Source organism: Streptomyces coffeae, from assembly GCF_016741875.1.
In the GTDB taxonomy this organism is placed as follows: domain Bacteria; phylum Actinomycetota; class Actinomycetes; order Streptomycetales; family Streptomycetaceae; genus Streptomyces; species Streptomyces coffeae.
Genome location: NZ_JAERRF010000028.1, coordinates 88020 through 112280, shown reverse-complemented (window position 1 = coordinate 112280; position 24261 = coordinate 88020). Strand labels below are relative to the sequence as shown.

20 protein-coding genes are annotated in these 24261 nt (G+C 70.6%); 7 read left to right on the top strand and 13 right to left on the bottom strand.

Annotation, left to right across the window (positions count from 1 at the left end; all coding sequences use genetic code 11):
- The first annotated feature begins 25 nt into the window (after positions 1-25).
- Positions 26-1609, top strand: a complete 1584-nt coding sequence (locus tag JK363_RS33375; RefSeq protein ID WP_201881063.1) for a purple acid phosphatase family protein — start codon at positions 26-28, stop codon at positions 1607-1609.
- On the opposite strand, the gene JK363_RS43965 is transcribed toward JK363_RS33375, so the two are convergent.
- The 3 genes from JK363_RS43965 to JK363_RS33365 all read right to left on the bottom strand — a co-directional run bounded on the left by JK363_RS43965 (position 1603) and on the right by JK363_RS33365 (position 4894).
- Positions 1603-1725 (bottom strand): hypothetical protein, encoded by a 123-nt coding sequence (locus JK363_RS43965; protein WP_268981122.1) that lies wholly within the window; start codon positions 1723-1725, stop codon positions 1603-1605. The genes JK363_RS33375 and JK363_RS43965 overlap by 7 nt on opposite strands.
- Positions 1726-2267: 542 nt before the next feature.
- Positions 2268-3899, bottom strand: a complete 1632-nt coding sequence (gene pruA, locus JK363_RS33370) for an L-glutamate gamma-semialdehyde dehydrogenase (protein WP_201881062.1) — start codon at positions 3897-3899, stop codon at positions 2268-2270.
- Between the two features lie 68 nt (positions 3900-3967).
- On the bottom strand, positions 3968-4894 hold the full coding sequence (locus JK363_RS33365) for a proline dehydrogenase family protein (protein ID WP_201881061.1): 927 nt from the start codon (positions 4892-4894) through the stop codon (positions 3968-3970).
- Between the two features lie 166 nt (positions 4895-5060).
- On the opposite strand from JK363_RS33365, the gene JK363_RS33360 reads away from it, so the two are divergent.
- From JK363_RS33360 to JK363_RS43045, 3 genes are all read left to right on the top strand, one after another.
- On the top strand, positions 5061-6317 hold the full coding sequence (locus tag JK363_RS33360; RefSeq protein ID WP_201881060.1) for a PucR family transcriptional regulator: 1257 nt from the start codon (positions 5061-5063) through the stop codon (positions 6315-6317).
- A gap of 76 nt (positions 6318-6393) precedes the next feature.
- Positions 6394-6684, top strand: coding sequence for a hypothetical protein (locus tag JK363_RS43050; protein ID WP_236076292.1), 291 nt, complete (start codon positions 6394-6396; stop codon positions 6682-6684).
- 141 nt (positions 6685-6825) lie between these two features.
- A complete protein-coding gene (locus tag JK363_RS43045; RefSeq protein ID WP_236076291.1) occupies positions 6826-6990 on the top strand; it encodes a hypothetical protein in 165 nt (54 codons plus the stop codon).
- Positions 6991-7041: 51 nt separating this feature from the next.
- Here the strand turns inward: JK363_RS43045 and JK363_RS33350 are convergent, their stop codons facing one another.
- The gene (locus JK363_RS33350) at positions 7042-7884 is read right to left on the bottom strand and encodes a MerR family transcriptional regulator (protein WP_201881059.1); all 843 of its coding nucleotides are present in this window, start codon (positions 7882-7884) and stop codon (positions 7042-7044) included.
- A 94-nt stretch (positions 7885-7978) separates the two neighbouring features.
- Positions 7979-8572, bottom strand: a complete 594-nt coding sequence (locus JK363_RS33345) for a TetR/AcrR family transcriptional regulator (RefSeq protein ID WP_201881058.1) — start codon at positions 8570-8572, stop codon at positions 7979-7981.
- Between the two features lie 96 nt (positions 8573-8668).
- Here JK363_RS33345 and JK363_RS33340 point away from each other — a divergent pair, with 96 nt between their 5' ends.
- On the top strand, positions 8669-10288 hold the full coding sequence (locus tag JK363_RS33340) for an MFS transporter (protein ID WP_201881057.1): 1620 nt from the start codon (positions 8669-8671) through the stop codon (positions 10286-10288).
- 55 nt (positions 10289-10343) lie between these two features.
- Positions 10344-10484, top strand: coding sequence for a hypothetical protein (locus JK363_RS44365; protein WP_201881056.1), 141 nt, complete (start codon positions 10344-10346; stop codon positions 10482-10484).
- Between the two features lie 231 nt (positions 10485-10715).
- On the opposite strand, the gene JK363_RS33330 is transcribed toward JK363_RS44365, so the two are convergent.
- From JK363_RS33330 to JK363_RS33295, 8 genes are all read right to left on the bottom strand, one after another.
- Positions 10716-12218, bottom strand: coding sequence for an MFS transporter (locus JK363_RS33330; RefSeq protein ID WP_201881054.1), 1503 nt, complete (start codon positions 12216-12218; stop codon positions 10716-10718).
- 60 nt (positions 12219-12278) lie between these two features.
- Positions 12279-12968 carry a TetR/AcrR family transcriptional regulator gene (locus JK363_RS33325; RefSeq protein WP_307821965.1) on the bottom strand — a complete coding sequence of 230 codons (690 nt, stop codon included), beginning with the start codon at positions 12966-12968 and terminating at the stop codon, positions 12279-12281.
- 217 nt (positions 12969-13185) lie between these two features.
- On the bottom strand, positions 13186-14790 hold the full coding sequence (serA, locus tag JK363_RS33320; protein ID WP_201881052.1) for a phosphoglycerate dehydrogenase: 1605 nt from the start codon (positions 14788-14790) through the stop codon (positions 13186-13188).
- Between the two features lie 268 nt (positions 14791-15058).
- Positions 15059-16057, bottom strand: coding sequence for a ketol-acid reductoisomerase (ilvC, locus tag JK363_RS33315; protein WP_201881050.1), 999 nt, complete (start codon positions 16055-16057; stop codon positions 15059-15061).
- Positions 16058-16174: 117 nt separating this feature from the next.
- Complete coding sequence (gene ilvN, locus JK363_RS33310; protein ID WP_201881047.1) at positions 16175-16699, bottom strand: acetolactate synthase small subunit; 525 nt, start codon at positions 16697-16699, stop codon at positions 16175-16177.
- A 41-nt stretch (positions 16700-16740) separates the two neighbouring features.
- Positions 16741-18597, bottom strand: coding sequence for an acetolactate synthase large subunit (locus JK363_RS33305; RefSeq protein ID WP_201881038.1), 1857 nt, complete (start codon positions 18595-18597; stop codon positions 16741-16743).
- A gap of 214 nt (positions 18598-18811) precedes the next feature.
- Positions 18812-21721 (bottom strand): putative bifunctional diguanylate cyclase/phosphodiesterase, encoded by a 2910-nt coding sequence (locus JK363_RS33300; RefSeq protein WP_201881036.1) that lies wholly within the window; start codon positions 21719-21721, stop codon positions 18812-18814.
- A gap of 334 nt (positions 21722-22055) precedes the next feature.
- On the bottom strand, positions 22056-23060 hold the full coding sequence (locus JK363_RS33295; RefSeq protein WP_201881035.1) for a 2-hydroxyacid dehydrogenase: 1005 nt from the start codon (positions 23058-23060) through the stop codon (positions 22056-22058).
- A 74-nt stretch (positions 23061-23134) separates the two neighbouring features.
- Here JK363_RS33295 and JK363_RS33290 point away from each other — a divergent pair, with 74 nt between their 5' ends.
- Positions 23135-24133, top strand: a complete 999-nt coding sequence (locus tag JK363_RS33290) for an aldo/keto reductase (protein ID WP_201881034.1) — start codon at positions 23135-23137, stop codon at positions 24131-24133.
- The last annotated feature ends 128 nt before the right edge of the window (positions 24134-24261 follow it).

Sequence of the window (24261 nt, the reverse complement as noted above, 5' to 3'; positions counted from 1 at the left end):
GACCGCCCGGGGGAGATTCCGGTGCATGGACACACCACGGTTCGGCATCCCTGAGCCGCTCGCGCGCCGGATGAGCCTGGCCGAGCAGCACGAGTACCTGCGGGCGCGGTTCTCCCGCCGGAGGGTGCTGCGCGGGGGCGCGGCCACCGCCGGCGCGGCCGTGGGCGCGGGACTGCTGGGCGGCTCGGCGTGCGCCACCGGCGCCCGGCCCGCCCCCGCGTCCGTACCGGTTCCGCGCCGGGCCACGGTGGACGGCTCGCTGGTGGCCCCGTTCGGCCGTCATCTCGCGTTCGGCGCCGACCCCACGACCGAGATGCGGATCTCCTGGCAGGTGCCGCTGGCGGTGCACAAGCCCTATGTGCGGATCGGCACCGGGCCCGGGGAGCTGACCCGGAAGGTCGAGGCCGAAGTACGGCCGCTGCACACCCCCGCGCTCAGCGACGATCTCCCCGCGGTGGACCAGTACTACCTGCATGCCGCGGTGGACGGACTGAGCCCCGATGTCACCTACTACTACGGCGTCGGCCACGAGGGCTGGGACCCGGCCGACCCCCGCCGCTTCTCCTCGGTGGGCACCTTCCGCACCGCGCCCGATCGGCCGGTGCCGTTTGTCTTCACCGCCTTCGGCGACCAGGGCGTGAGCTATCACGCGCTCGCCAACGACCGGGTGATCCTCGGCCAGAACCCGTCCTTCCATCTCCACGCGGGCGATCTGTGCTACGCGGACACCACCGGCCACGGCAAGAAATCCGACCTCTACGACGCCCGCGTCTGGGACTCCTTCCTCGCCCAGACCGAGGCGGTGGCCGCCACCGTGCCCTGGATGGTGACCACTGGCAACCACGACATGGAGGCGTGGTACTCCCCCGACGGCTACGGCGGACAGCTGGCCCGCTGGTCGTTGCCGCGGAATGGGCCCGCCCCGCGCACATCGCCCGGCGTCTACTCGTTCAGCTACGGGAACGTGGGCGTGATCGCGCTGGACGCCAATGACGTCAGCTACGAGATCACCGCCAACGCGGGCTGGAGCGGCGGTGAGCAGACCCGCTGGCTGGAGCGGCGGCTGACGGAGCTGCGGGCGCGGGAGGACATCGACTTCGTGGTGGTCTTCTTCCACCACTGCGCCTTCTCCACCACCAGCTCGCACGCCTCGGACGGGGGTGTGCGCGACGCATGGGTGCCGCTCTTCGACAAGCACCAGGTGGATCTGGTGATCAACGGTCACAACCACGTCTACGAGCGCACCGACGCCATCCGGGGCGGGAAGGCCGCCCGCCGGGTCCCGGTCGGCGGCGACGCGGACGCGGTGCGCGACGGGATCGTCTATGTGACGGCGGGCGGGGCGGGCGCGGATCTGTACTCCTTCCCCGTGCCCGACAGCTACGAGGGGAAGGTCCGGGACCTGGACGAGGTGAAGACCTACCACTGGACGAAGGACGGGGAGAAAAACCGCGACACCGTGGAGTGGTCGCGGGTCCGCTACACCGGCTTCTCCTTCCTCGCGGTGGAGGTGGAGCCCGGTGCGGAGCCGAAGCTGAAGGTCACGGCGCTGGCGGAGTCCGGTGAGCGCGTGGATCACTTCACGATCACGCGCTCCCGGCGTCAGTGACCGGTGGCGCCGCCGTTGTCCCGGCGGTCCAGCGCGCGCTGGAGCGCGGCGGCCGCCTTCTGACGGTCGGTGTTGTCGGTCTTGCGGCGGACCCGGCGGATGGTCTGCTCGGCCATGTACACGTCTCCTTGGCTCAGCCCCGGAACAGGCCGGGGGGAATCCCCGAGAAGGTGGCAGCCGGAAAGGGCGGGGGCCTGGGTGCGGCAGGGGTCGCCTGCGGCTGTGCACCGGCCACGTCCGCCGTCGCTCGATGGAGCGAGACGTTCGGCTTCCACAAAAGTACGACAGCCCGGCTGCGCTGTCTGCACAATTAGTCGGACGTCCTACTATCTGAGACGCAAAAAACGGCCGATGGAATCCATCGGCCGTCCTGCTGCCCCACGGCAGGGCCGTGGCGGGCCCGTCCTGATGATCGAGGCCGACCCCCGTCCGACCTCGACCACCCTGGCCGATCCCGTACCGCTGTGGGTGACCCCGCACCTGGTTACCCACGTAAACTGCGGTAAATAATGGCTACTTGATTGCCTGACGCTAGCATCGTTGCCGCTCGGGCGTCCACAGCTTTACGGCGTATTCCACTTCCGCACGCACTCCGCCCCCGGCCGGATAGGACACGGCCGGGGGCGGGGTTCAGCGGGCGCGGAGTGCGCCGGGCAGGTCAGCCCATGTGCGGGTAGCGGTAGTCCGTCGGCGGGACCAGGGTCTCCTTGATGGAGCGGGTGGAGGTCCAGCGCATCAGGTTCTGCTTGGCGCCCGCCTTGTCGTTGGTGCCGGAGGCGCGGCCGCCGCCGAACGGCTGCTGACCGACCACCGCACCGGTGGGCTTGTCGTTGATGTAGAAGTTGCCGGCCGCGAAGCGCAGCGCCTCGCAGGTGGCGGCGGCCGCGGCGCGGTCCTGGGCGATGACGCAGCCGGTCAGGCCGTAGGCCGAGGCCGACTCCATCTGCTGGAGCATCGCGTCGTACTCCGCGTCCTCGTAGACGTACACGCCCAGGATCGGGCCGAAGTACTCGTCCTTGAAGATCTCGTTCTCCGGGTCGGTGGAGACCAGGACGGTCGGACGGACGAAGTAACCCTCGCTGTCGTCGTAGGTACCGCCCGCGACCACCTCGATGGTCGGGTCGGACTTCGCCCGGTCGATCGCCGCCTTGTTCTTGGCGAACGACCGGTCGTCGATGACCGCGCCCATGAAGTTGCCGAGCTCGGAGACATCGCCCATCGACAGCCCGTTGACCTCGGCGGCGAACTCCTCCTTGAGGCCGCCGTCCCACAGCGAGCGCGGGACGTAGGCGCGCGAGGCGGCGGAACACTTCTGGCCCTGGAACTCGAAGGCGCCGCGGGTCATCGCCGTCTTCAGCACCCCCGGGTCCGCGGACGGGTGGGCGACGATGAAGTCCTTGCCCCCGGTCTCGCCGACCAGACGCGGGTAGGTCTTGTAGTTCTCGATGTTGGCGCCGACCGTCTTCCACAGGTACTGGAAGGTGCGGGTGGAGCCGGTGAAGTGGATGCCCGCGAGGTCCGGGTGGGTCAGCGCCACCTCGGAGACCTCCTTGCCGTCACCGGTGACGAGGTTGATGACGCCCTTGGGCAGCCCGGCCTCCTCCAGCAGCTGCATCAGCAGCACGGCGGCGTGGGTCTGCGTCGGGGACGGCTTCCAGACCACCACATTGCCCATGAGGGCGGGGGCGGTGGGGAGGTTGCCCGCGATGGCGGTGAAGTTGAACGGGGTGATCGCGTAGACGAACCCCTCCAGCGGCCGGTGGTCGGAGCGGTTCCAGACCCCCGGGGAGTTGGTGACCGGCTGCTCGGCCATGATCTGGCGTGCGAAGTGCACATTGAAGCGCCAGAAGTCGATCAGCTCGCAGGGGGTGTCGATCTCGGCCTGCTGGGCGGTCTTGGACTGGCCGAGCATGGTCGAGGCGGCGAGGGTCTCGCGCCACGGCCCGGAGAGCAGATCGGCGGCTTTGAGGATGATCGCGGCGCGGTCGTCGAAGCTGAGCGCGCGCCACGCCGGGGCGGCGGCCAGCGCCGCGTCGATCGCGTCCTGCGCGTCGGCCTTGGTGGCGTTGGCGTAGGTACCGAGGCGGGCCGCGTGGTTGTGCGGCTGTACGACGTCGAAGCGCTCTCCGCCGCCCATCCGCTTCTCACCGCCGATGGTCATCGACAGCTCGACCGGGTTCTGGGACAGCTCCTTGAGCTTGGTCTCGAGGCGGGCGCGCTCCGGGGTGCCGGGGGCGTAGGTGTGCACCGGCTCGTTCACCGGGACGGGGACCTGGGTGACGGCGTCCATGGTGGCCGTTGTCTCCTTCGATCGTCGGATTGCGAGGGGAAGTCTTCGGGGGGCTGCGGGCGGGACGATCAGCCGCGGCTGACCAGCGAGCGCAGGAAGAACGCGACGTTCGCGGGGCGCTCCGCGAGGCGGCGCATGAAGTACCCATACCAGTCTGTTCCATACGGGACGTAAACCCGCATCCGATGCCCTTCCGCCACCAGCCGCTCCTGCTCGCCCTCGCGGATCCCGTAGAGCATCTGGAACTCGTACTCGTCCAGCTTGCGGCCGACGCGGCGGGCCAGCTCCTGGGCGATGGCCACCATGCGCGGGTCATGCGAGCCGATCATGGGGTAGCCGTCACCGGCCATCAGGATCTTCAGGCAGCGCACATACGCCCGGTCCACCTCGCGCTTGTCCTGGTAAGCGACGCTCGCGGGCTCCTTGTACGCGCCCTTCACCAGCCGCACCCGGGAGCCTTCCCCGGCCAGCGCCCGGCAGTCGTCCTCGGTGCGGAACAGATACGACTGCACCACCGCGCCGGTCTGCGGGAACCGGGAGCGCAGCTCGCCGAGGATCGCCAGGGTGGAGTCCACGGTGGTGTGGTCCTCCATGTCCAGGGTGACGGTCGTCCCCGCCTCGGCCGCCGCCTCGACGACCGGGGTGACATTGGCGAGCGCCACGTCGTGGCCGCCGGGCAGCGCCTGGCCGAAGGCCGACAGCTTGACCGACATCTCCGCGCGGGTGCCGAGCTCCTCGGTGGCCAGTGCCTCGGCCAGCGCGAGATAGGCGTCCCGGCTGCGCAGCGCCTCGGAGCGATCGGTGACATCCTCGCCCAGATGGTCGAGGGTGACCTCAAGACCGCGCGAGGCCAGGGAGCGCACGGCCACAAGCGACTCGTCCAGCCGCTCACCGGCCACGAACCGGTCCACCATCGGGCGGGTGACCGGCGCGGCCGAGACGATGCGACGGATGGCAGCACTGCGCGAAGCGGCGAGCAGCACGGGTCCCAGCACGGGCACCTCCACGATGACGGCCGTCGAACGGCTTCAACAACTCACCGTGAAACTTAAGGATCGCGCGTATCCGCGGCCATCGACAGCTGTCCTACATCCGTGTCCGGGATCTCAGACATCTGTATGAGAATGGGAGAGGCGGATCCGGGAAGGAGGCGAGCGACCGGTGCGGGACGACTATCAGCAACTGGTGGACGAGATCACGGCGGCGCTCGGCGCGCCCGCGACCCTGGAGAACCGCGACTTCGCCCTGATCGCCTTCGGTGCCCACGACAGCGGGGACGCCGAGGAACCGGCGCTGGATCCGGTGCGTACCCGCTCCATCCTCCAGCGGCGCTCGACGGCGGCGGTGCGGGCGTGGTTCGAGGCGTTCGGGATCGCCCGCGCCCAGGCCCCGCTGCGGATTCCGCCGGATCCGGCGGCCGGGGTCTTCATGGGCCGTATCTGTCTGCCCGTGCGGCACCGCGGTGTGGTGCACGGCTATGTGTGGCTGCTGGACGACGGCCATCTCTCGGACCTGGAACTCGGCGGCCCCTTGGTCGCCCCGGACCCGCGGCTGGCGCGGGCCGTGGAGACCACCGCGCGGATCGGCGCGCTGCTGGCGGCCGAGGCACGGGCCGGGGAGGAGCTGGGCGAGCTGCTCGCCGAGCTGCTGACCGGGCCGCCGGGCGGCCAGGACGCGGCCCGCGCGGGGCTGCGGGCCGCGCTGCGCCCAGCGGCCGACGGCCCGCTGGCGCTGGTGGCGGTGGTGCCCTGGACCCCGGACACCGGTGCGGAGGCCGATCACCCGGGGCTGCCCCGGCTGCCGGGGATCGCGGCCGCCAGTGTGGTGCCCGGCGCCGGGGACGTCACCCTGGCCGCCCTGGTGCGGCTGCGCGCCGCCAGCGCCCTGGACCCGGCCCGCACCACCGCCGAACAGCTGCTGCGCTCCCCCCGCGCGAGCGCCCCGAACACCCCCGGCCCCGAGCTGCCGCCGGGCGGCGGCCGGGAGACGGCCGCCGGGGTCTCCGGACCGCGCCGCGGCCTGGACGAGCTGCCCACCGCCTGGGGCGAGGCACTGGCCGCCGCCCGCGCCGCCCGCGCGGACGCCCGGCTCGGACCGGTGGCCGAGTGGACCGCCATCGGCCCGTACCGCCTGCTGACCGCCCTTCCCCCGACCGCGCCGGACGCGGCCGTCCGCCCCCTGCTGGAGCGCTCGCACGCCGAACTCGCCCGTACCGCCGAGGCGTTCCTCGACTGCGCGGGGCAGGCAAGCCGCACCGCCCAGTTGCTCGGCATCCACCGCCAGACCCTCTACTACCGCCTGTCCCGCGTGAAGCAGCTGACCGGCCTCGACCTGGACGCGGGCGAGGACCGCCTGCTCCTCCACATGGCCCTCAAGGCGGCCCGGCTGGGCCCGCCGGGCGGGCCGGACGCCGGCTGAGCGGGGTCGGCACACGGCCCGGTGTCCGAGGGGGTGCGACAGTAGCGCCCTGACAGCGGGGAGGAGTGGGGCGGCGATGGGCGACTCCTACGAGCGGATCGTCGACGTCGAGGTGACCGGCGAGGGGGCCGGGGCGCTGGCGGAGCGGATGGTGGACTGGATGGTCGCCGAGGGGCTGATCACCCGGGAGCTGTCCGGCGACGGGGTGTACAGCCTGACCGTGGACCAGGGATATGTGCCCGGCCCGCGGTGGGTCCGGGCGGTTGACGACTCCTCGGATCCGGCGTGGGTGCCGGGGCCGGTGGCGGTGCTGGTGGGGCGGGATGACCACGTCGGGGGCAGGGGGAGAGCACGGCGGACGAGGTGAGCTGTCCGCGCTGCGACGCCCGCACCGTGGTCATCGACTATCCGGAGAGCTTCGAGCCGGACGAGGAGGTCTGGCGGCCGTTCGGGGAGGCGATCGAGCGCTGGAAGGAGACGGGTGAGGCGGATGTGGTCTGCCCGGCCTGTGCGGCATCGGTCCCGGGTCACCGAGTGGCGGTTCGGGGCCGGTTTCGACCTCGGGGCGCTGGCCTTCGACTTCTGGGGGTGGCAGCCGCTCTCCGCGCGGTTCCACGCGGAGTTCGCCCAGCGGCTGGGGCATCGCACCGCGGAGCAGGCGGGGAAGTTCTGAAGCGGAGTCGGGGGGGCGCGGCCCGCGGGTGGGCGGGCCGCGCCGGGGGCGTCACTTCACGGGGAACGCCACATCGCAGACCTCGTCCTCCGGACCCGCCGCGCACCAGTCGGCGAAGTAGACCTCACGGCAGGGGCCGGTGACGGTCAGGCCCTCGTCGGAGGTCCAGCGCTCGACAGCGTCGAACGCCGAGGTGATCTGCGGATGGACGACCTGGGCCTTGGTCAGCCGGGTGTACGCCAGCCGGTGAGCGGGCTCATGGCGCAGCGACACCTCACGGCTGTGCGCGGCGGCGTACTTCTCGGCTGCGGCGCGGTCGGCGACCGGGACACATGCCTCGGCCGGGCCATCGCTCTCCTCGCTGACCTCGGCGTGGTAGAGGACGAAGGCGGGACCGGCGGTATCGCCGCACGCCGCGGCAGCGGCCTCGAGCCTGCCGAGGGCGGCGCTGATCCACATGGGGAGGTCGTCCGCGAGCAGATGGCGGCGCTCGGTGAGCACGGTCTGCTCGCCGACCTCGCGGATGTTGATGTCATACATACGGGGTCTCCTGCCTGACAGCCGGTCACGGAGGTGTGCCGCGAGGGAACGCTGCCGGGCGGTGCGCGCCTCGACGGCGGCCCAGTAGTCCGCCACCTCGCGCGCTGCCCGCTCCCCCTGGAGCTCCAGCACCCGGCCGATCCGCTCCAGCGGCATGTCCAACCGCCGCAGCAGCGCCACCAGCCGGGCCCGCTCCACCTGGTCGTCGCGGTACCAGCGATAGCCGGTGGCCTCGTCGACATGGTCGGGAGCCAGCAGCCCCAGCCGGTCGTAGAGCCGGAGCGCCTTGGGCGACAGCCGCGTTCTGCGCGCGAAGGCGCCAATGCTGAGCAAAGGTGATTCCACGGTCGCCATCCTCCGTCCCGGGCACCGTGCCCGGTGACCCTCACGCTGGGGTCTGACCCTTGGTCAAGGTCAAGCGGCCCCGGGCGCCGCGCGGCCCGGGACGTCAGTCCGACGGACCCGGCAGGGTGCCGCCCAGGATCCGCCGCATGGCCTCGACCAACTCCTGGGCGTCCGGGGTGAGGTCGGGGTTGATGGCCATCTGGACCACCATGCCGCTCACCAGCGTCATATAGAAGGAGCCCAGGGTCCGGGAGGTCTCCTCGTCGACCTCGCTCTCGTCGACGCCGTGGAAGAGAGCCACCAGCCCCGACCGCCCCTCCGGCTGGGCCCTGGCGAACGCCTCCCGCAGCTCGGGGTCGCTCTCGGCCTGCATGATGGCCTCCAACTGGGCCCGCCACACGGCCTGGTGCTTGCTGAACAGCTCCAGGGCCCGGGTCCAGCCCGACTCGAACCGGCCGACCAGATCGCTCCCGGTGGTGCTGTCTTCCTCGAGGGACCGCTGGACGTCATCGCCCCAGTCGCCCATGGCCGCGAAGAGCGCCTCCCGCATCAGGGCGTCCTTGGAGCCGTAGTGGTAGCCGATGGAGGCCAGGTTGGCGCCGGAGGCGGCCACGATGTCCCGCGCCGTCGTACGCGACCAGCCCTTCTCCAGCAGGCAACGCTTCGCCCCGGCCAGCAGATCCTCTCGATGTCCCATAGCACCAGCCTATCCCGCTGTCATACGGGCGTCCCAGACGTACGTATTACACGCTCGTACTAGACAGTTGTTTTATACGACCGTATATTTCTTGGCATGACAACGACTTCCCCCAACTCCCGTGCCGGACGCAAGGAATGGACCGCCTTCGCGGTCCTGATGCTTCCGCTCCTCCTGGTCTCCATGGATGTGTCGGTGCTGTACTTCGCGGTCCCGCAAATCAGCCGGGAGTTGCACCCGAGTTCGACGCAACAGCTGTGGATCTTCGACATCTACGCCTTCGCGCTGGCCGGGCTGCTGATCACGATGGGGGCGCTGGGAGACCGGATCGGACGCCGGAAGCTGCTGCTGTGCGGCGCCGTGGCGTTCGGCGCCGCCTCCGTCGCGGCGGCGTACGCGCGGAACGCGGAGATGCTCATCGCCGCGCGGGCCGTGCTCGGCATCGGCGGCGCGACCCTGATGCCCTCCACGATGGCTCTGGTCCGCAATATCTTCCAGGACGAGAAGCAGCGCGGTCAGGCCATCGCGATCTGGTCGTCGGCCATGGCGGGCGGGATCGCGCTCGGCTCGGTGATGAGCGGAGTGATGCTCAATCACTTCTGGTGGGGCTCGGTCTTCCTGGTCAACGTCCCGGCGATGGTGCTGCTGCTGGTGCTGGTGCCTGTGCTGGTACCGGAGTTCAAGGACCCCAAGCCCGGCCGGTTCGATCTGCTGAGCGTGCCGCTGTCGATGGGCGCGGTCCTCCCGGTGATCTACGGGCTGAAGAAGATGTCGGCCGACAACAGCGTGGCTCTGGTCCCGGCGCTGTCGATCGTGGCCGGTCTCGCCATCGGCGCGGCCTTCGTACACCGTCAGCGCACCCGGCGCGAGGCCATGATCAGCCCCGAGCTGTTCCGCAACCGCGGCTTCGGACCGTCGATCGCGATCAACTCACTCGCCACCTTCGCCATGATGGGCTCGGCCTTCTTCACCACCCAGTACCTGCAATCGGTGCTGGGGAAGGGCCCGCTGGAGGCGGCGCTGTGGAGCCTGCTCCCCTCGATCTCCGTCGCGTTCGCCGGGCCGATCGCGAGCGTGCTCGTCCAGCGCGGCGCCAACCGCGCCTATGTGATCAGCGGCGGCTTTGTCGTCGGAGCGGTGGGCTACGGGGTACTGGCGCTCGCCGGTACGGACGCGCTGTGGACCGTGCTCATCGGCGCCGCCGTGCTCGCCAGTGGCATCGTCATGGTGATGGCGCTGGTCACCGACATGGCGATCGGCTCCGTACCGCCGAAGCGGGCCGGGTCGGCCGCCGCCCTGCTGGAGACCGGCCAGGAGTTCGGCGGGGCGATGGGCATGGCCGTGCTCGGCAGCGTCGGCACCGCCGTCTACCGCGCCGACGTCAAGGACACGCTGCCGGACGGGCTGCCGCCCGCCGCGGTGGACGCGGTGCGCGAAACCCTGGGCAGCGCCAACGCGGTGGCCGAGCGACTGCCCGGACGGACCGGGGACCTGGTGCTGGACGCCGCGCGTGACGCCTTCACCCACGGCATGCAGATCTCGAGCCTCACCGGAGCCACTGTCCTGATCGCGGGCGCCGTCCTGGCGACCGTGACCCTGCGTCATCTGCGGGTCGCCAGGACCACCACCCCGGCCGCGGCCGGCACCCCCACCGACACCGGCACGGACGACACCACCGATGACGCGGCGGCCCCGACGACCGCCTCCGGCCGCTGACCCCGGACCGCGTCACCCGGGCCGCCCCTCTGCCGAGCCGGGGGGCGGCCCTCCGGTGTCCCGGTCAGTCCCCCAGACCCCGCAGTACCACCGCGAGCCCCCCGAAGAACTCCCGGTCGGCGTCCACCCCAAGGGCGTACCGCGCCGTATCGGCCAAGTGCGGGAAGTCGGCGGGCTGGGGGGTGCCGGTGAGTGAGGGTGAGCGGAAGCACGGCGGGATGGCCGCCGATGACGGTCCGCAGCCGGGCGACCATGGCCTCCACCCGCTCCCGCCAGGTGCCGCCGGGCGGGGGCGGGCGGCGCGCGCCCCGCAGCCGGACTCCGCTGTCTGACGCCCCGCCACAGCGCCGAAAGGCCCACCAAGGCCCCCGTTCCGCGGGAGAGCGCGGAACGGGGGCCCGTGGGACAGCGGTCGGGGGCGCCGCCGTCAGCCCAGGTGCACGGCCTTGGGGCTGGTGTCCCGCGCGCCGGGCTCCCGGGAGGGCCGTGGCGTGTTCATCAGCAGGGTCACCACGATGGCCGCGCCGGTGAGGATCGCGGACGACCAGACGAACGCCTCCGAGAAGCCCTCGACCAGACCGGCCTTCATATGCGCGTGCATGTTCTGCCGGGTGATCTCGTGCATGTGCTCGGCCTTGTAGTCATCGGTCGCGCTGGTGGCGATGGTGTTGAGCAGCGCCGTGCCGATCGAACCGCCGATCTGCTGGGCGGTGTTGACGGTGGCGGACGCGACACCGGCGTCCTGCTCGCGCACCCCGTGCGTCGCGTAGTTCATCGCCGGGGCCATCACCAGGCCCATACCGAAGCCGACCAGGATCTCCGAGGGCAGCACACCGGCCGCGTAGGAGCTGTCGACGTCCAGCGGGACGAGCAGTGCCACACCGGTGGCCGCGATCAGCAGACCGGGGCCGACCAGCATCCGCGGCGCCACCCTGGGGATGAGGCGCGAGGCGAAACCGCCCGCGGAGACCAGCACCGACGCGGTCATCGGCAGGAAGGCCAGACCGGTGGTCAGCGCCGAGTACCCCTTCACGACCTGCATGTAGTAGGTGAGGAACAGGAACATGGCGAACATGCCGACCACCGAGAGGCCGACGGCCAGATAGGCGCCGCCCCGGGTGCGGTCCGCCAGCACCCGCATCGGCAGCAGCGGGTTCTTCACCCGCTTCTCCACCAGGATGAAGGCGAGGAGCAGCACGACGCCCGCGGTGAGCAGACCGGCCACCATGCCCGAGTCCCAGCCCTCGGACTCGGCCTCGCTGCATCCGTAGACCAGGGCCACCAGACCGGTCACGGCCAGGAACACCCCGGGGATGTCGAAACGGGCCCGGCCCTCGGCGCGGGTGTCGGCGGGCAGCACCCACCAGCTGATGACCGCGATGGCGGCGATCGGCACATTCACATACAGGCACCAGCGCCAGTCGAGGTATTCGGTCAGCGCACCGCCGACGACCAGGCCGATCGCGCCGCCGCCCGCGGCGATGGCGCCGAAGATGCCGAACGCCTTGGCGCGTTCACGCGGTTCGGTGAAGTTCACCGCGAGCAGGGAGAGCGCGGAGGGGGCGAGCAGCGCGGCAAACGCGCCCTGGAGGGCACGGGCCAGCAGCAGCGTCTCGAAGCCGGAGGCCGCGCCGCCCAGCGCCGAGGCTCCGGCGAAGCCGAGCAGACCGATCAGGAAGGTACGCCGGCGGCCGGTGTAGTCGGCGATCCGGCCACCGAGCAGCAGCAGACTGCCGAACGCCAGGGTGTACGCCGTGATCACCCACTGGCGGTCGCCGTCGGTGATGCCCAGGTCCTTCTGGGCGGACGGCAGGGCGATGTTCACGATGGTGATATCGAGGACGATCATCAGCTGGGCGAGGCCGATGAACAGCAGAGCCAGCCAGCGCCGAGGGTTGGCCTCGGGCTGTATGCCGGTGGGCTGGGACATGAGGGGCTGCCTTTCCGATCTTTCTGATGGTGCAGAAGCCGAGCGGAGAGAAAGGGAGGTTCAGTCGTCGGCGCGGGCGTCGTCGAGCACGCGCTCCCGGAGTCGCTTGAACGCGGGGGCGTCCACGGCCGGGCCGCTGAGCATGGTGGTGGGGCGTGGCGACCCGCTGGGGCGCAGCCCGTCGACGTACACATCCAGGTGGCGGTGGGCGAGGGCGTCGTCGTCCGGGAACTGCCCACCGCCGGGCAACGGCCGGGACAGCCGCATGATCATCATCGTGATGTCGCCGAAGACGACATCGGGGCGGATCTGTCCGGCCGCCTGGGCGCGGAGGAGTAGTTCGTCGATCGGGTCCACGGCGTCACCGCCTGCGCCGTCGAGGATCTCGTCGAGGCTGACCCGGCCCAGCAACGAGGGCATCACGGAGCCGATCTTGAGATCGAGGGCCCGGTGCATAAAGCGGCGCAGCGCCTCCACCGGGTCGCCCTCGGCGGCGAGGGCCTCCCGCGCGGCGTCGGTGAGTGCGGTGAGGACCTCGTTGGCGACCCCACGGAAGAGATCGGCCCGCTGCGGAAACCGCCGGTAGAGCGTGGCGATGCCGACCCCCGCACGCCGGGCGATCTCGTCCAGCGGCGCGTCGGGCCCCTCGCCGACGAAGACCTCACGGGCGGCGCGCAGGATCTGCTCGCGATTGCGCCGTGCGTCGGCCCGCATCCGGGGCGCGGCAGAGGTAGGGAGGTCAGCAGACACGGGCGTACTCCTGCGGGACGTGCTTCGGGAGAGCCATAACGGCTATCTGGAGAGTTTTTCTCCACATAGCCGTTAGCGTAGCGAGCTCGCCCCGATTATTCAACACATGATGAAAAAGATCAGGAAGCCCCTGTGCACAGCTGATACGCGGACACACAACGGGGCCCGGTTCCCGCCGAAGCGGGAACCGGGCCCCAGGTGGGTCCGTGGTGCCGGACTAGCCGTCCAGATTGACCGAGCGGGCCGAGGTGGCCCCGATCTCACCGGCGATCTCGCTGAGGACAGCCGGCGGAATGGTGTCGTCGACGGTCAGCGCCACCAGGGCGGCCCCACCGGCCGTGGCACGCGAGACCTGCATGCCCGCGATGTTGATCCCTGCCTCGCCGAGGATGCGGCCGAGCGTGCCGACCACACCCGGACGGTCGGTGTAGCGGAGGAAGGCCATGTGATCGGCGAGGGCCAGATCGACATCGTACTCACCGACGGCGACGATCTTCTGAAGGTGCTTGGGACCGGCCAGCGTGCCGGAGATCGAGACCTCCTCGCCACCGGCGAGGGTGCCGCGCACGGTCACCACATTGCGGTGCTCCGACGACTCCGAGCTGGTGGTCAGCCGCACCTCGACACCGCGCTCCTGCGCGAACAGCGGGGCGTTCACATACGACACGGTCTCGTCGACGATGTCCTCGAACACACCCTTGAGCGCGGAGAGCTCCAGCACCTTGACGTCATGCTGGGTGATCTCGCCGTACACCTCGACATCGAGCCGCACCGCGACCTCGCCCGCGAGCGCGGTGAAGATCCGGCCCAGCTTCTCGGCCAGCGGCAGCCCGGGGCGGACGTCCTCGGCGATCACACCGCCCTGGACGTTCACCGCGTCCGGGACCAGCTCGCCCGCGAGCGCCAGCCGCACCGAGCGGGCGACCGCGATACCCGCCTTCTCCTGGGCCTCACCGGTGGAGGCGCCCAGATGGGGGGTGACGACCACATTGTCGAACTCGAAGAGCGGGGAGTCGGTGCACGGCTCCTGGGAGAACACATCCAGACCGGCCGCGGCGACCCGCCCCTCCTTGACGGCGGCGGCCAGCGCCGTCTCGTCCACGATCCCGCCGCGCGCGGCGTTGACGATCCGGACCTCGGGCTTGACCTTGCGCAGCGCCTCGTCACCGATCAGGCCGAGGGTCTCGGGGGTCTTGGGGAGGTGGACGCTGATGAAGTCGGAGACCTCGAGCAGCTCGTCCAGCGAGAGCAGCTTCACACCCATCTGGGCGGCGCGCGCGGGCTGCACATAGGGGTCGTAAGCGACGATCTTCATCCCGAACGCGGACATCCGCTGGGCCACCAGAACGCCGATCCGGCCGAGCCCGACCACACCGAGGGTCTTCTCGCTGAGCTCCACACCGGTGTACTTGCTGCGCTTCCACTCGCCGTTCTTCAGCGCCGCATTGGCCTGCGGGATGTTACGGGCGGTGGCGACCAGCAGACCGCACGCCAGCTCGGCGGCGGTGACGATGTTGGACGTCGGGGCATTGACGACCATGACGCCCGCCTTGGTGGCGGCCGAGACGTCCACATTGTCCAGACCGACACCCGCGCGAGCGACCACCTTCAGCTTCTTCGCCGCGGCGATGGCCTCCGCGTCGACCTTCGTCGCGCTGCGGACGAGGATCGCGTCCACATCGGCGAGGGCGGGAAGCAGCTCGGCGCGGTCCGCGCCGTTACAGCTCCGGATCTCGAAGTCCGGGCCCAGGGCATCGACGGTGGCCGGCGACAGCTCTTCGGCGATGAGTACGACGGGTTTACCGGTGGAAGCAGTGCTCACGTGGTCTTCAGTCCTCACTAGTCCTCAGCGGACGGCCGTCCCTACGGCCGCTGGCGGTGAAGGGAGCCGCGTGGAAGACGCACGACGCTGTGAGCCTGACGCGCTTGTTGCACTTGAGTGTAGTGGCGGTCCGGCATGTGTCTTGCGCCAATGCGGCAGGATCACCCGCACGTGGTGGTGCGGGGTGGACAATGCGCGAACCGGTGCGGCGGGGGTTCCGGGGAACCCCCGCCTGGCCCGGGGCACGGCCACCCGCGCCACCGGGCGCTTACGCCTCGTCGTCGACCCAGCTCATGAGCTTGCGCAGCTCCTTGCCGGTGGTCTCCAGCAGGTGGTCCTGGTCCGCCTTCTTCAGCTCGTTGTACTTCGGCAGACCCGCGTTGTACTCGGCCATCCAGTTCTTGGCGAAGGTGCCGTCCTGGATCTCGCCGAGGACCTTCTTCATCTCGGCCTTGGTGGAGTCGTTGATGATCCGCGGACCGGTGACGTAGTCGCCCCACTCGGCGGTCTCGGAGATCGACCAGCGCATCTTCTCCAGGCCGCCCTCGTACATCAGGTCCACGATCAGCTTCAGCTCGTGGAGGCACTCGAAGTACGCGATCTCGGGCTGGTAACCGGCCTCGACCAGGGTCTCGAACCCGGCCTTGACGAGCGCCGCGGTACCGCCGCAGAGCACCGCCTGCTCACCGAAGAGGTCGGTCTCGGTCTCCTCGGTGAAGGTGGTCTTGATGACACCCGCGCGGGTGCCGCCGATGCCCTTGGCGTACGACAGGGCCAGCGCGAAGGCATTGCCGCTGGCGTCCTGCTCGACGGCCGCGATGCACGGCACGCCGCGGCCCTCCTCGTACTGGCGGCGGACCAGGTGGCCCGGGCCCTTGGGGGCGACCATGCAGACGTCCACATGGGCCGGGGGCTTGATGAAGTCGAACCGGATGTTGAGGCCGTGACCGAAGAACAGCGCGTCGCCGTCCTTCAGGTTGTCCTTCACGGACTCCTCGTAGACCTTGGCCTGGATCGGGTCCGGGACCAGGATCATGATCACGTCGGCCTCGGCGGCCGCCTCGGCCGGGGTGACCACGCGCAGGCCCTGCTCCTCGGCCTTGGCCTTGGACTTCGAGCCCTCGTGCAGGCCGACCCGCACATCGACGCCCGAGTCGCGCAGCGACAGCGCGTGGGCGTGGCCCTGGCTGCCGTAGCCGAGGATGGCGACCTTGCGGCCCTGGATGATCGACAGGTCGGCGTCGTTGTCGTAGAACAGCTCGGCCACTTCGGGATTCTCCTAGCGTTTGGGGTGTGCGTCCCACCGTATGACGGGCGGGCCGGGAAGGGTCCGGGGGTCTCGCAATACGGTCGGTCGCGACGGATGCCCGCCGCGGCCCGCCGGTCAGGCGGAGCGGTCGAGCGCGCGCAGGCTCCGGTCGGTGATGGAGCGGGCGCCGCGTCCTATGGCGATGGTGCCGGACTGCACCAGCTCCTTGATCCCGTACGGCTCCAGCATCCGGAGCATGGCCTCCAGCTTGTCGCTGCTGCCGGTGGCCTCGATCGTCACGGCCTCAGGGGAGACGTCCACGGTTTTGGCGCGGAAGAGCTGGACGATCTCCACGATCTGCGAACGGGTCTCGTTGTCGGCGCGGACCTTCACCAGGACCAGCTCCCGCTGGATCGCCGCGCTGTCCTCCAGCTCGACGATCTTCAGCACATTGACCAGCTTGTTGAGCTGCTTGGTGACCTGCTCCAGGGGCAGCTCCTCGACATTGACCACGATAGTGATGCGGGAGATGTCGGGGTGCTCGGTGACGCCCACCGCGAGCGAGTCGATGTTGAAGCCACGGCGGGAGAACAGGGCGGCGATCCGGGCCAGGATGCCGGGGGTGTTCTCCACCAGGACGGAGAGCGTGTGCTTGGACATGGGCTTGTGTCTCTCTTCTTCTCTCGTCTCGGTCCTGGTCTTCAGTCGTCTTCGCCGTCGCCGAAGTCCGGGCGGGTGTCGCGCGCCGCCAGGATCTCGTCGTTGGAGGTGCCGGCCGCGACCATCGGCCAGACCATGGCGTCCTCGTGGACGATGAAGTCCACGACCACCGGGCGGTCGTTGATCGCGTTGGCCTTCTCGATGACGGCGTCGAGGTCGGCCGGGTCCTCACAGCGCAGGCCCACACAGCCCATGGCCTCGGCGAGCTTGACGAAGTCCGGGACCCGGGTGCCCAGGTTCTGCTGGTCGGGGGTGTCGGGGCCGGAGTGCAGCACGGTGTTGGAGTAGCGCTGGTTGTAGAACAGGGTCTGCCACTGGCGGACCATGCCCAGCGCGCCGTTGTTGATGATCGCGACCTTGATCGGGATGTTGTTCAGCGCGCAGGTGACCAGCTCCTGGTTGGTCATCTGGAAGCAGCCGTCCCCGTCGATCGCCCACACCGGACGGCCCTGGGCACCGGCCTTGGCGCCCATGGCGGCCGGGACGGCGTATCCCATGGTCCCGGCACCGCCCGAGTTCAGCCAGGTGCCCGGCTTCTCGTAGTCGATGAAGTGGGCGGCCCACATCTGGTGTTGGCCGACCCCCGCGGCGAAGATCGTGTCCTGCGGCGCCAGCCGGCCGATCCGCTGGATGACCTGCTGCGGGGACAGGCTGCCGTCGGCGGGCTGGTCGTAGCCGAGCGGGTAGGTCTCCCGCCACCGGTTCAGATCCTCCCACCAGCCGCTGTAGTCACCGGTGTGGCCCGCGTCGTGCTCGGCCTGGACGGCGACCACGAGATCGGCGATGACCTCGCGGGCGTCACCGACGATCGGCACGTCGGCCGCGCGGTTCTTGCCGATCTCCGCCGGGTCGATGTCCGCGTGGACGATCTTGGCGTGCGGGGCGAAGGAGTCCAGCTTGCCGGTGACACGGTCGTCGAAGCGGGCTCCGAGTGCCACGATCAGATCGGCCTTCTGGAGGGCGGTGACGGCGGCGACGGTGCCGTGCATCCCCGGCATGCCCAGGTGGAGCCGGTGGCTGTCAGGGAAGGACCCCAGTGCCATCAGGGTGGTGGTGACGGGTGCCCCGGTCAGCTCGGCCAGGACCTTCAGCTCGGCCGTGGCCTGGGCCTTGATCACACCGCCGCCGACATACAGCACCGGGCGCTCGGCCTGGGTGATCAGCCGGGCGGCCTCGCGGATCTGCTTGGCGTGCGGCTTGGTGACCGGGCGGTAGCCGGGCAGATCGGTCTGCGGCGGCCAGGAGAAGGTGGTCCGGGCCTGGAGGGCGTCCTTGGCGATGTCGACCAGGACCGGGCCGGGGCGGCCGGTGGAGGCGATGTGGAACGCCTCGGCGATCGTCTGGGGGATGTCCTCGGCCCGCGTGACCAGGAAGTTGTGCTTGGTGATCGGCATGGTGATGCCGCAGATGTCCGCCTCCTGGAAGGCGTCCGTACCGATGGCCTTGGACGCGACCTGACCGGTGATCGCGACGATCGGCACCGAGTCCATATGGGCGTCGGCGATCGGGGTGACCAGGTTGGTGGCGCCCGGACCCGAGGTCGCCATGCAGACGCCGACCTTGCCGGTGGCCTGCGCGTAACCGGTGGCGGCGTGACCCGCGCCCTGCTCGTGACGGACGAGCACATGCCGGACCTTCGAGGAGTCCATCATCGGGTCGTACGCCGGGAGGATCGCACCACCGGGAATGCCGAACACGGTGTCGGCGCCGACCTCCTCGAGCGAGCGGATGAGGGACTGCGCGCCCGTGACGTGCTCGACGGTGGCGGACTGCGATCCGCCGTTACGGGCCCGCGGCTGGGGATGGTGGGCCCCGGTGGCCTGCTCGGTCATCGGCATTCTCTTCTCGAATGAGGGTTTGTGCGGGGAGGGAGAGGGCGCTGCACCAGGTGTCTGTGCAACAAAAAACCCCTCGTGCCAGGAGGCAAGCGAGGGGAGCGCGCCGGTGAGGGTCCGCAGGGCTTTCATGAGGCCCTGCTCAGCCGACGCGCTGTCCAAGTACGAGAATTCGGGTGCGCATAGCTCCGACCCTCCACCCGGCGCATATCGGGTGTCAAGTGGGTGGGACGGGCGTCTCAGTATTTGAGCGGGTTGGAGGGTGGCTGTGAGACTCCGCCCGGCGCCCTGCGTGCAGGCCGCCATGGCCGCCGTGACGCACCGCCAGCGCACCCCCGACCAGCAGCGGAGCATCCGAGCGGGGCACCGGATAGGCGCCGCGCGTCAGCGCCCTGCGCAGCCGGTGCTCATCGAGCGGGCCGCTGAAGGCCATGCCCTGGGCGTGGGTGCAGCCCATGCCGCGGAGGGTGACGAGCTGCTCCGGAAGGTCCACTCCCTCGGCGATGGACTGCATCCCCAGATCGCCCGCGATCCTCAGCAGCCCTGAGGTGATCTTATGCAGCCGGGAGGATTCCACGACCCCCTCCACCAGCCCGGGGTCCAGTTTGAGCACATCGACAGGGAGTCTGCGCAGCGACCTGATCGCGGCATAGCCGCTGCCGAAGCCGTCCAGGGCGATCCGCACCCCGAGCCGGCGCAGCGCGCCGAGCCGGTGCTCCAGCTCCTCCAGCGGCATCCGCGGATCGCTGTCGGTCAGCTCCAGGATCAGCGATCCGGAGGGCAGTCCGTGCCGGGCCAGCAGCGTCTCCACGCTCTTGGGCGGCATCGACTTGTCCACCAGACGCCCGGCGGGCAGCCGTACGCAGACGGGCACGGAGTGGCCGTCCCGGCGGCGCTGGGCGGCCTGCTCGACGGCGGCCTCCAGCATCCAGCGGGCGAGCTCGGCGGTGCGGGCGGCCTCGTCACCGCCGCCCCGGCCGTTGTCGGCGACCCGGAGGAACTCGGCGGGGGTGAACAGGATGCCCTGCGCCGAACGCCAGCGGGCCTGCGCCGCGACGGCGGTGATCCGGCCGCTCGCCAGCTCCACCACGGGCTGGTGCAGCAGGACGAACTCGCCGTCGTGCAGGGCCGCGCGCAGCCGGGTGGCGACCTCCGCGCGGCGGGCCACCTCGGCCTGCATCTGCGGTGCGTAGAGCTCCACGCGGTTCTTGCCCCTGGCCTTGGCGCGGTACATCGCCAGGTCGGCGTTGCGCATCAGGGCGCCGGGGCTGATCCCGGGCTCGGCGAAGGCGACGCCGATGCTGGCGGCGACCCTGACCTCGGTGCCGCCCTCGACCCGGTACGGCTGGGAGAGCCGGGCGCGCAGCCGGTCGGCGATCTCCAGGATGCGGCACTCGCGGTCCCCGGCGTCCCCGTCCCCGTCCCCGACGATGAGGGCGGCGAACTCATCACCCCCGAGGCGGGCCGCGCAGTCGCCGGAGCCGGAGCGCACGGACTCCTGGAGCCTGCGGGCGGCCTGGACGAGCAGTTCGTCGCCCGCCTGGTGGCCGACGGTGTCGTTGACGGCCTTGAAGCCGTCGAGATCGATGAAGAGCACGGCGGTGCCCGCGTCGGTGCGGCGGCGCCCGGCGACGGCGTGCCGGACCCGCTTGGTGAACAGGGCGCGGTTGGGCAGGTCGGTGAGCGGGTCGTGCTCGGCGTTGTGCTGCAACTGGGCCTGGAGACGCACCCGCTCGGTGACATCGCGGCTGTTGAAGATCAGGCCGCCGTGGTGGCGGTTGATCGTGGACTCCACGTTGAGCCAGTCGCCGGAGCCGGAACGGAAGCGGCACTCGATCCGGGTGGTGGGCTCCTCCCCCGGCGAAGCGGCCAGGAACCTGCGCACCTCGTGGACGACCGATCCGAGGTCCTCGGGGTGGATGAGCGAGGCCAGTTCGGAGCCGACCAGGTCATCCGCGTCACGGCCGTAGACACCGGAGGCGGCGGGGCTGACGTAGCGCAGGATGCCGGTGGGCGCGGCGATCATGATCACATCGCTGGAACTCTGCACCAGGGAGCGGAAGTGGTTCTCCTTCTGGGCGAGTTCCTGGGTGAGGGTGATGTTGTCCAGGAGCATGATCGCCTGCCGCACGACCAGGGCGAGCACAACCGCGCAGGCGGTGAAGAGCACCACCCCGTCGATCGGCCGCCCGTCCATCACGTTGAACAGGATTCCCAGGGTGCAGACGGCCGCGGCCAGATAGGGCGCGAGCGCGCCCAGGGAGCCCGCGATGGGGCGGCTGGGCTGGGCGATGCGGCGCACCGGCGGCGGGGCCTCGACGGCCTCGCGCCGGGCCACCCACGGGGCGTACGCCAGCAGCAGCGAACCGGCGAACCATCCGGCGTCCAGGATCTGCCCCGAGCGGTAGTGCTCACGCAGCATCGGGGAGGTGAAGAGCGCGTCGCACAGCACGGTCAGCGCGAAGGCGGCGATGGCCGTGTTGATCGCGGAGCGATTGCTGCCGGACGAGCGCCGGAAGTGCAGCACGATCACCATGCTGACCAGCACGATGTCCAGCAGTGGATAGGCCAGCGAAAGGGCTCTGCGAGCCACCGACTCGCCGCTCCCGCCGGCCTGTCCGGTGTGGGCGAGCGCCAGGCTCCAGGAGAGCGTGACCAGGGATCCGGCGATCAGCCAGGCGTCGAGCCCCAGACAGATCCACCCGGCCCGGGTGACCGGACGCTTGGCGAGCACCAGCATGCCGACGATGGCGGGCGGGGCGAAGAGCAGGAAGCAGAAGTCGGCGGCCGACGGCGTGGGTACGGAGCGGCCGAGCACCACCTCGTACCAGCCCCATACGCCGTTACCCAGCGCCGCCATGGCGGAGGAGGCGGCGAACAGCATCCAGGCGGGGCGCATCCGGCCGGAGTGCCTGCGGCCGTACCACAGGCAGGAGGCGGCGGCGGCGAGCGCGGCGGCGCTCAAGCCGAAGTCCCCCATGAAAACGGCCAGTTCGGGCGATCCCCAGCCGAGCACGGCGCCCGCCGCATAGCCGCCACAGACCACGGCGAGGACGACCTGAGGCAGCAGCCCCGCACCACCGCCGGACACCGACGGGCGGGCGAGCACCGCTCCGGTGGCGGTCACCGGACACCCGTCCACTGCGCGAGGGACCGCCGCTCCGGGAGCCGTATCCCCGTGCGCCTCATCGAGTGCGAGAGCCGCGCGGCTGCGCGGAAAGGTCGCGGTCGACGCCTGAGCTGCGTCGGGTCGTTGGTCCATCGGCCATACATCGCCCGTCGCCCCCCTCGAGTTCCGGTCCATCGCTGACGCCGTCAGGTCAGTGGCGCAGCCCCCGCTCGGGACGATACACCAGACTGGTCACTCAGGGACATAGGCCATCTACACACCGTAACCGACTAGGGTGTTGTATATACGGAGTGCAGTCAATCGGTGCCTGTATGTGGTGCCAGAGGCATGTCTACCCCGTGATGGCCACCCGATGACGGAGCGACTCGCCGGACGCGAAGCGCGTCAACTGGTCGCGCAACAGCCGCTTGGCGCGCGGCAGGAACGCCGACGAGGGGCCACCCACGTGCGGCGTGATGAGCACTCCAGGAGCGTGCCACAGCGGGTGCCCGGCGGGCAGCGGTTCGGGGTCGGTCACATCCAGCGCGGCGAGCAGCCTGCCCCTCTCCACCTCGGCGAGCAGGGCCTTGGTGTCCACCACCGGACCGCGTGAGACATTCACCAGCAGCGCCCCGTCCTTCATGCGCGCCAGGAAGTCCGCCCCGGCCAGACCGCGGGTGGCCTCGGTGAGCGGGGTCACCAGCACCACCACATCGGCTTCCGGGAGCAGTTGGGGCAAGGAGTCGATCGGGTGCACCGGACCGCGCTCGGTGGTGCGTGGGGAGCGCGCGACGCGCATGACCCGCTCGCACTCAAAGGGCACAAGCCGGTCCTCGATCGCACGGCCGATGGATCCGTATCCGACGATCAGAACGGACTTGTCGGCCAGCGCCGGACGGAACCCGGCCCGCCACTCCCCCGTGTCCTGGCCGCGGACGAAGTCGGGGATGCCGCGCAGCGACGCGAGGATCAGGGTCAGGGCCAGCTCGGCGGTGCTCGCGTCGTGCACCCCGCGCGCGTTGCACAGCTGTACGCCGGGTGGGAGACCGGCGAGCGCGGGCCGCATGTCGTCTATTCCGGCGGTCAGGGTCTGGATCACCTGGACGTTGGTCATCTCCGGCAGCGGGCGTACGGACACCTCCACGCCCTTCATGTACGGCACGCAGTAGAAGGCGCAGCGGGCGGGGTCCGTGGGGAATTCCGGACCGCCGTCCCAGAAGGCGTAGGAGAGGCCGTCGGGAAGCCCGTCGATCTCCTCGGGCGGGATCGGCAGCCAGGCCAGCGGACGTGCGGAGCCGTCCGGAGAACCATGAGACGGATCATGGTGTCGGAACGTATCGCTGTGGTCTGCACTCATGCCAGGAGGCTATGCGAAGAGGGGTCCCCGGCAGAGGTTAGTTTTGGTGCGAGGAACGGGAGGGGTCAGGCCAGGTGGAGCGCAGGACAATCGGACCGGCGGCGCTCGAGGTGGGCGCGATCGGCCTCGGATGCATGCCCATGAACTGGGCGTACACCGCTTCGCAGCGCAACGGCGAGGACTCGCTGCGCGCGGTGCACACCGCGCTCGACGCGGGCACGAACCTGCTGGACACCGCCGACATGTACGGGCCGTTCACCAATGAGCTGCTGGTGGGGCGGGTGCTCAAGGAGCGGCGCGCGGACGCCTTCGTCTCCACCAAGTGCGGACTGTTGGTGGGCGACCAGCACATCGTGGCCAACGGACGGCCCGGCTATGTGAAGCGGGCCTGTGACGCCTCGCTGCGGCGGCTCCAGACCGATGTGATCGATCTCTACCAGCTCCACCGGGCCGATCCGGAGGTGCCGATAGAGGAGACCTGGGGCGCGATGGCGGAGCTGGTCGCCGCCGGGAAGGTACGGGCGCTGGGACTGTGCGCGGTGGGCGCACGGGCGCAGCGGCGCACGGGCGCCGGGATGCACGACGCCACGGTGCGGCAGCTGGAGCGGGTGCAGCAGGTCTTCCCGGTGGCCTGTGTGCAGGCGGAGCTGTCGGTCTGGTCACCGGAGGCGCTGGAGACGCTGGTTCCGTGGTGCTCCTCACGCGGGGTCGGGTTCCTGGCCGCGATGCCGCTCGGCAACGGCTTCCTGAGCGGCACCCTGACCCCGGGGTCGGGGTTCGAGCCGGACGATATGCGCGCCCGCCACCCCCGCTTCACGGCCGAGATGATGGCGGCGAACCAGCCGATCGTGGTGGGGCTGCGGAGGGTGGCGCGGCGGCACGGGGAGTCGGTGACGGCGGCGCAGGTGGCGCTGGCGTGGCTGCTGGCGCAGGGGCCGCATGTGGTACCGGTGCCGGGCACCAAACGGGAGCGGTGGGCGGCGGAGAACTGCGCGGCGGCCGAGGTGATGCTGACCGGCGAGGACCTGGTGGAGATCGCCCGCCTGCCGCGGGCGCGGGGGTCGTGGGACTGACGCCCGGGGTCGGGGGGCGGGGGTCGGGGATTCAGGAGCCCGAGGCTGGGGGCCGGGATCCGGGGCTGGGATCCGTGGGCCGGCGGGGGATCTGCCTGATCGCGGAACGTGCATGATCGGTGGAGGGA

Bases quoted from the DNA above. Each gene is read 5' to 3' on its own strand.
- JK363_RS33375 (WP_201881063.1), top strand. From the start codon at position 26: ATGGACACACCACGGTTCGGCATCCCTGAGCCGCTCGCGCGCCGGATG.
- JK363_RS43965 (WP_268981122.1), bottom strand. From the start codon at position 1,725: ATGGCCGAGCAGACCATCCGCCGGGTCCGCCGCAAGACCGACAACACC.
- pruA (WP_201881062.1), bottom strand. From the start codon at position 3,899: ATGGACGCCGTCACCCAGGTCCCCGTCCCGGTGAACGAGCCGGTGCAC.
- JK363_RS43050 (WP_236076292.1), top strand. From the start codon at position 6,394: ATGGGCGACTCCTACGAGCGGATCGTCGACGTCGAGGTGACCGGCGAG.
- JK363_RS33350 (WP_201881059.1), bottom strand. From the start codon at position 7,884: ATGGCGACCGTGGAATCACCTTTGCTCAGCATTGGCGCCTTCGCGCGC.
- JK363_RS33345 (WP_201881058.1), bottom strand. From the start codon at position 8,572: ATGGGACATCGAGAGGATCTGCTGGCCGGGGCGAAGCGTTGCCTGCTG.
- JK363_RS33340 (WP_201881057.1), top strand. From the start codon at position 8,669: ATGACAACGACTTCCCCCAACTCCCGTGCCGGACGCAAGGAATGGACC.
- JK363_RS33330 (WP_201881054.1), bottom strand. From the start codon at position 12,218: ATGTCCCAGCCCACCGGCATACAGCCCGAGGCCAACCCTCGGCGCTGG.
- ilvN (WP_201881047.1), bottom strand. From the start codon at position 16,699: ATGTCCAAGCACACGCTCTCCGTCCTGGTGGAGAACACCCCCGGCATC.
- JK363_RS33305 (WP_201881038.1), bottom strand. From the start codon at position 18,597: ATGCCGATGACCGAGCAGGCCACCGGGGCCCACCATCCCCAGCCGCGG.
- JK363_RS33295 (WP_201881035.1), bottom strand. From the start codon at position 23,060: ATGAGTGCAGACCACAGCGATACGTTCCGACACCATGATCCGTCTCAT.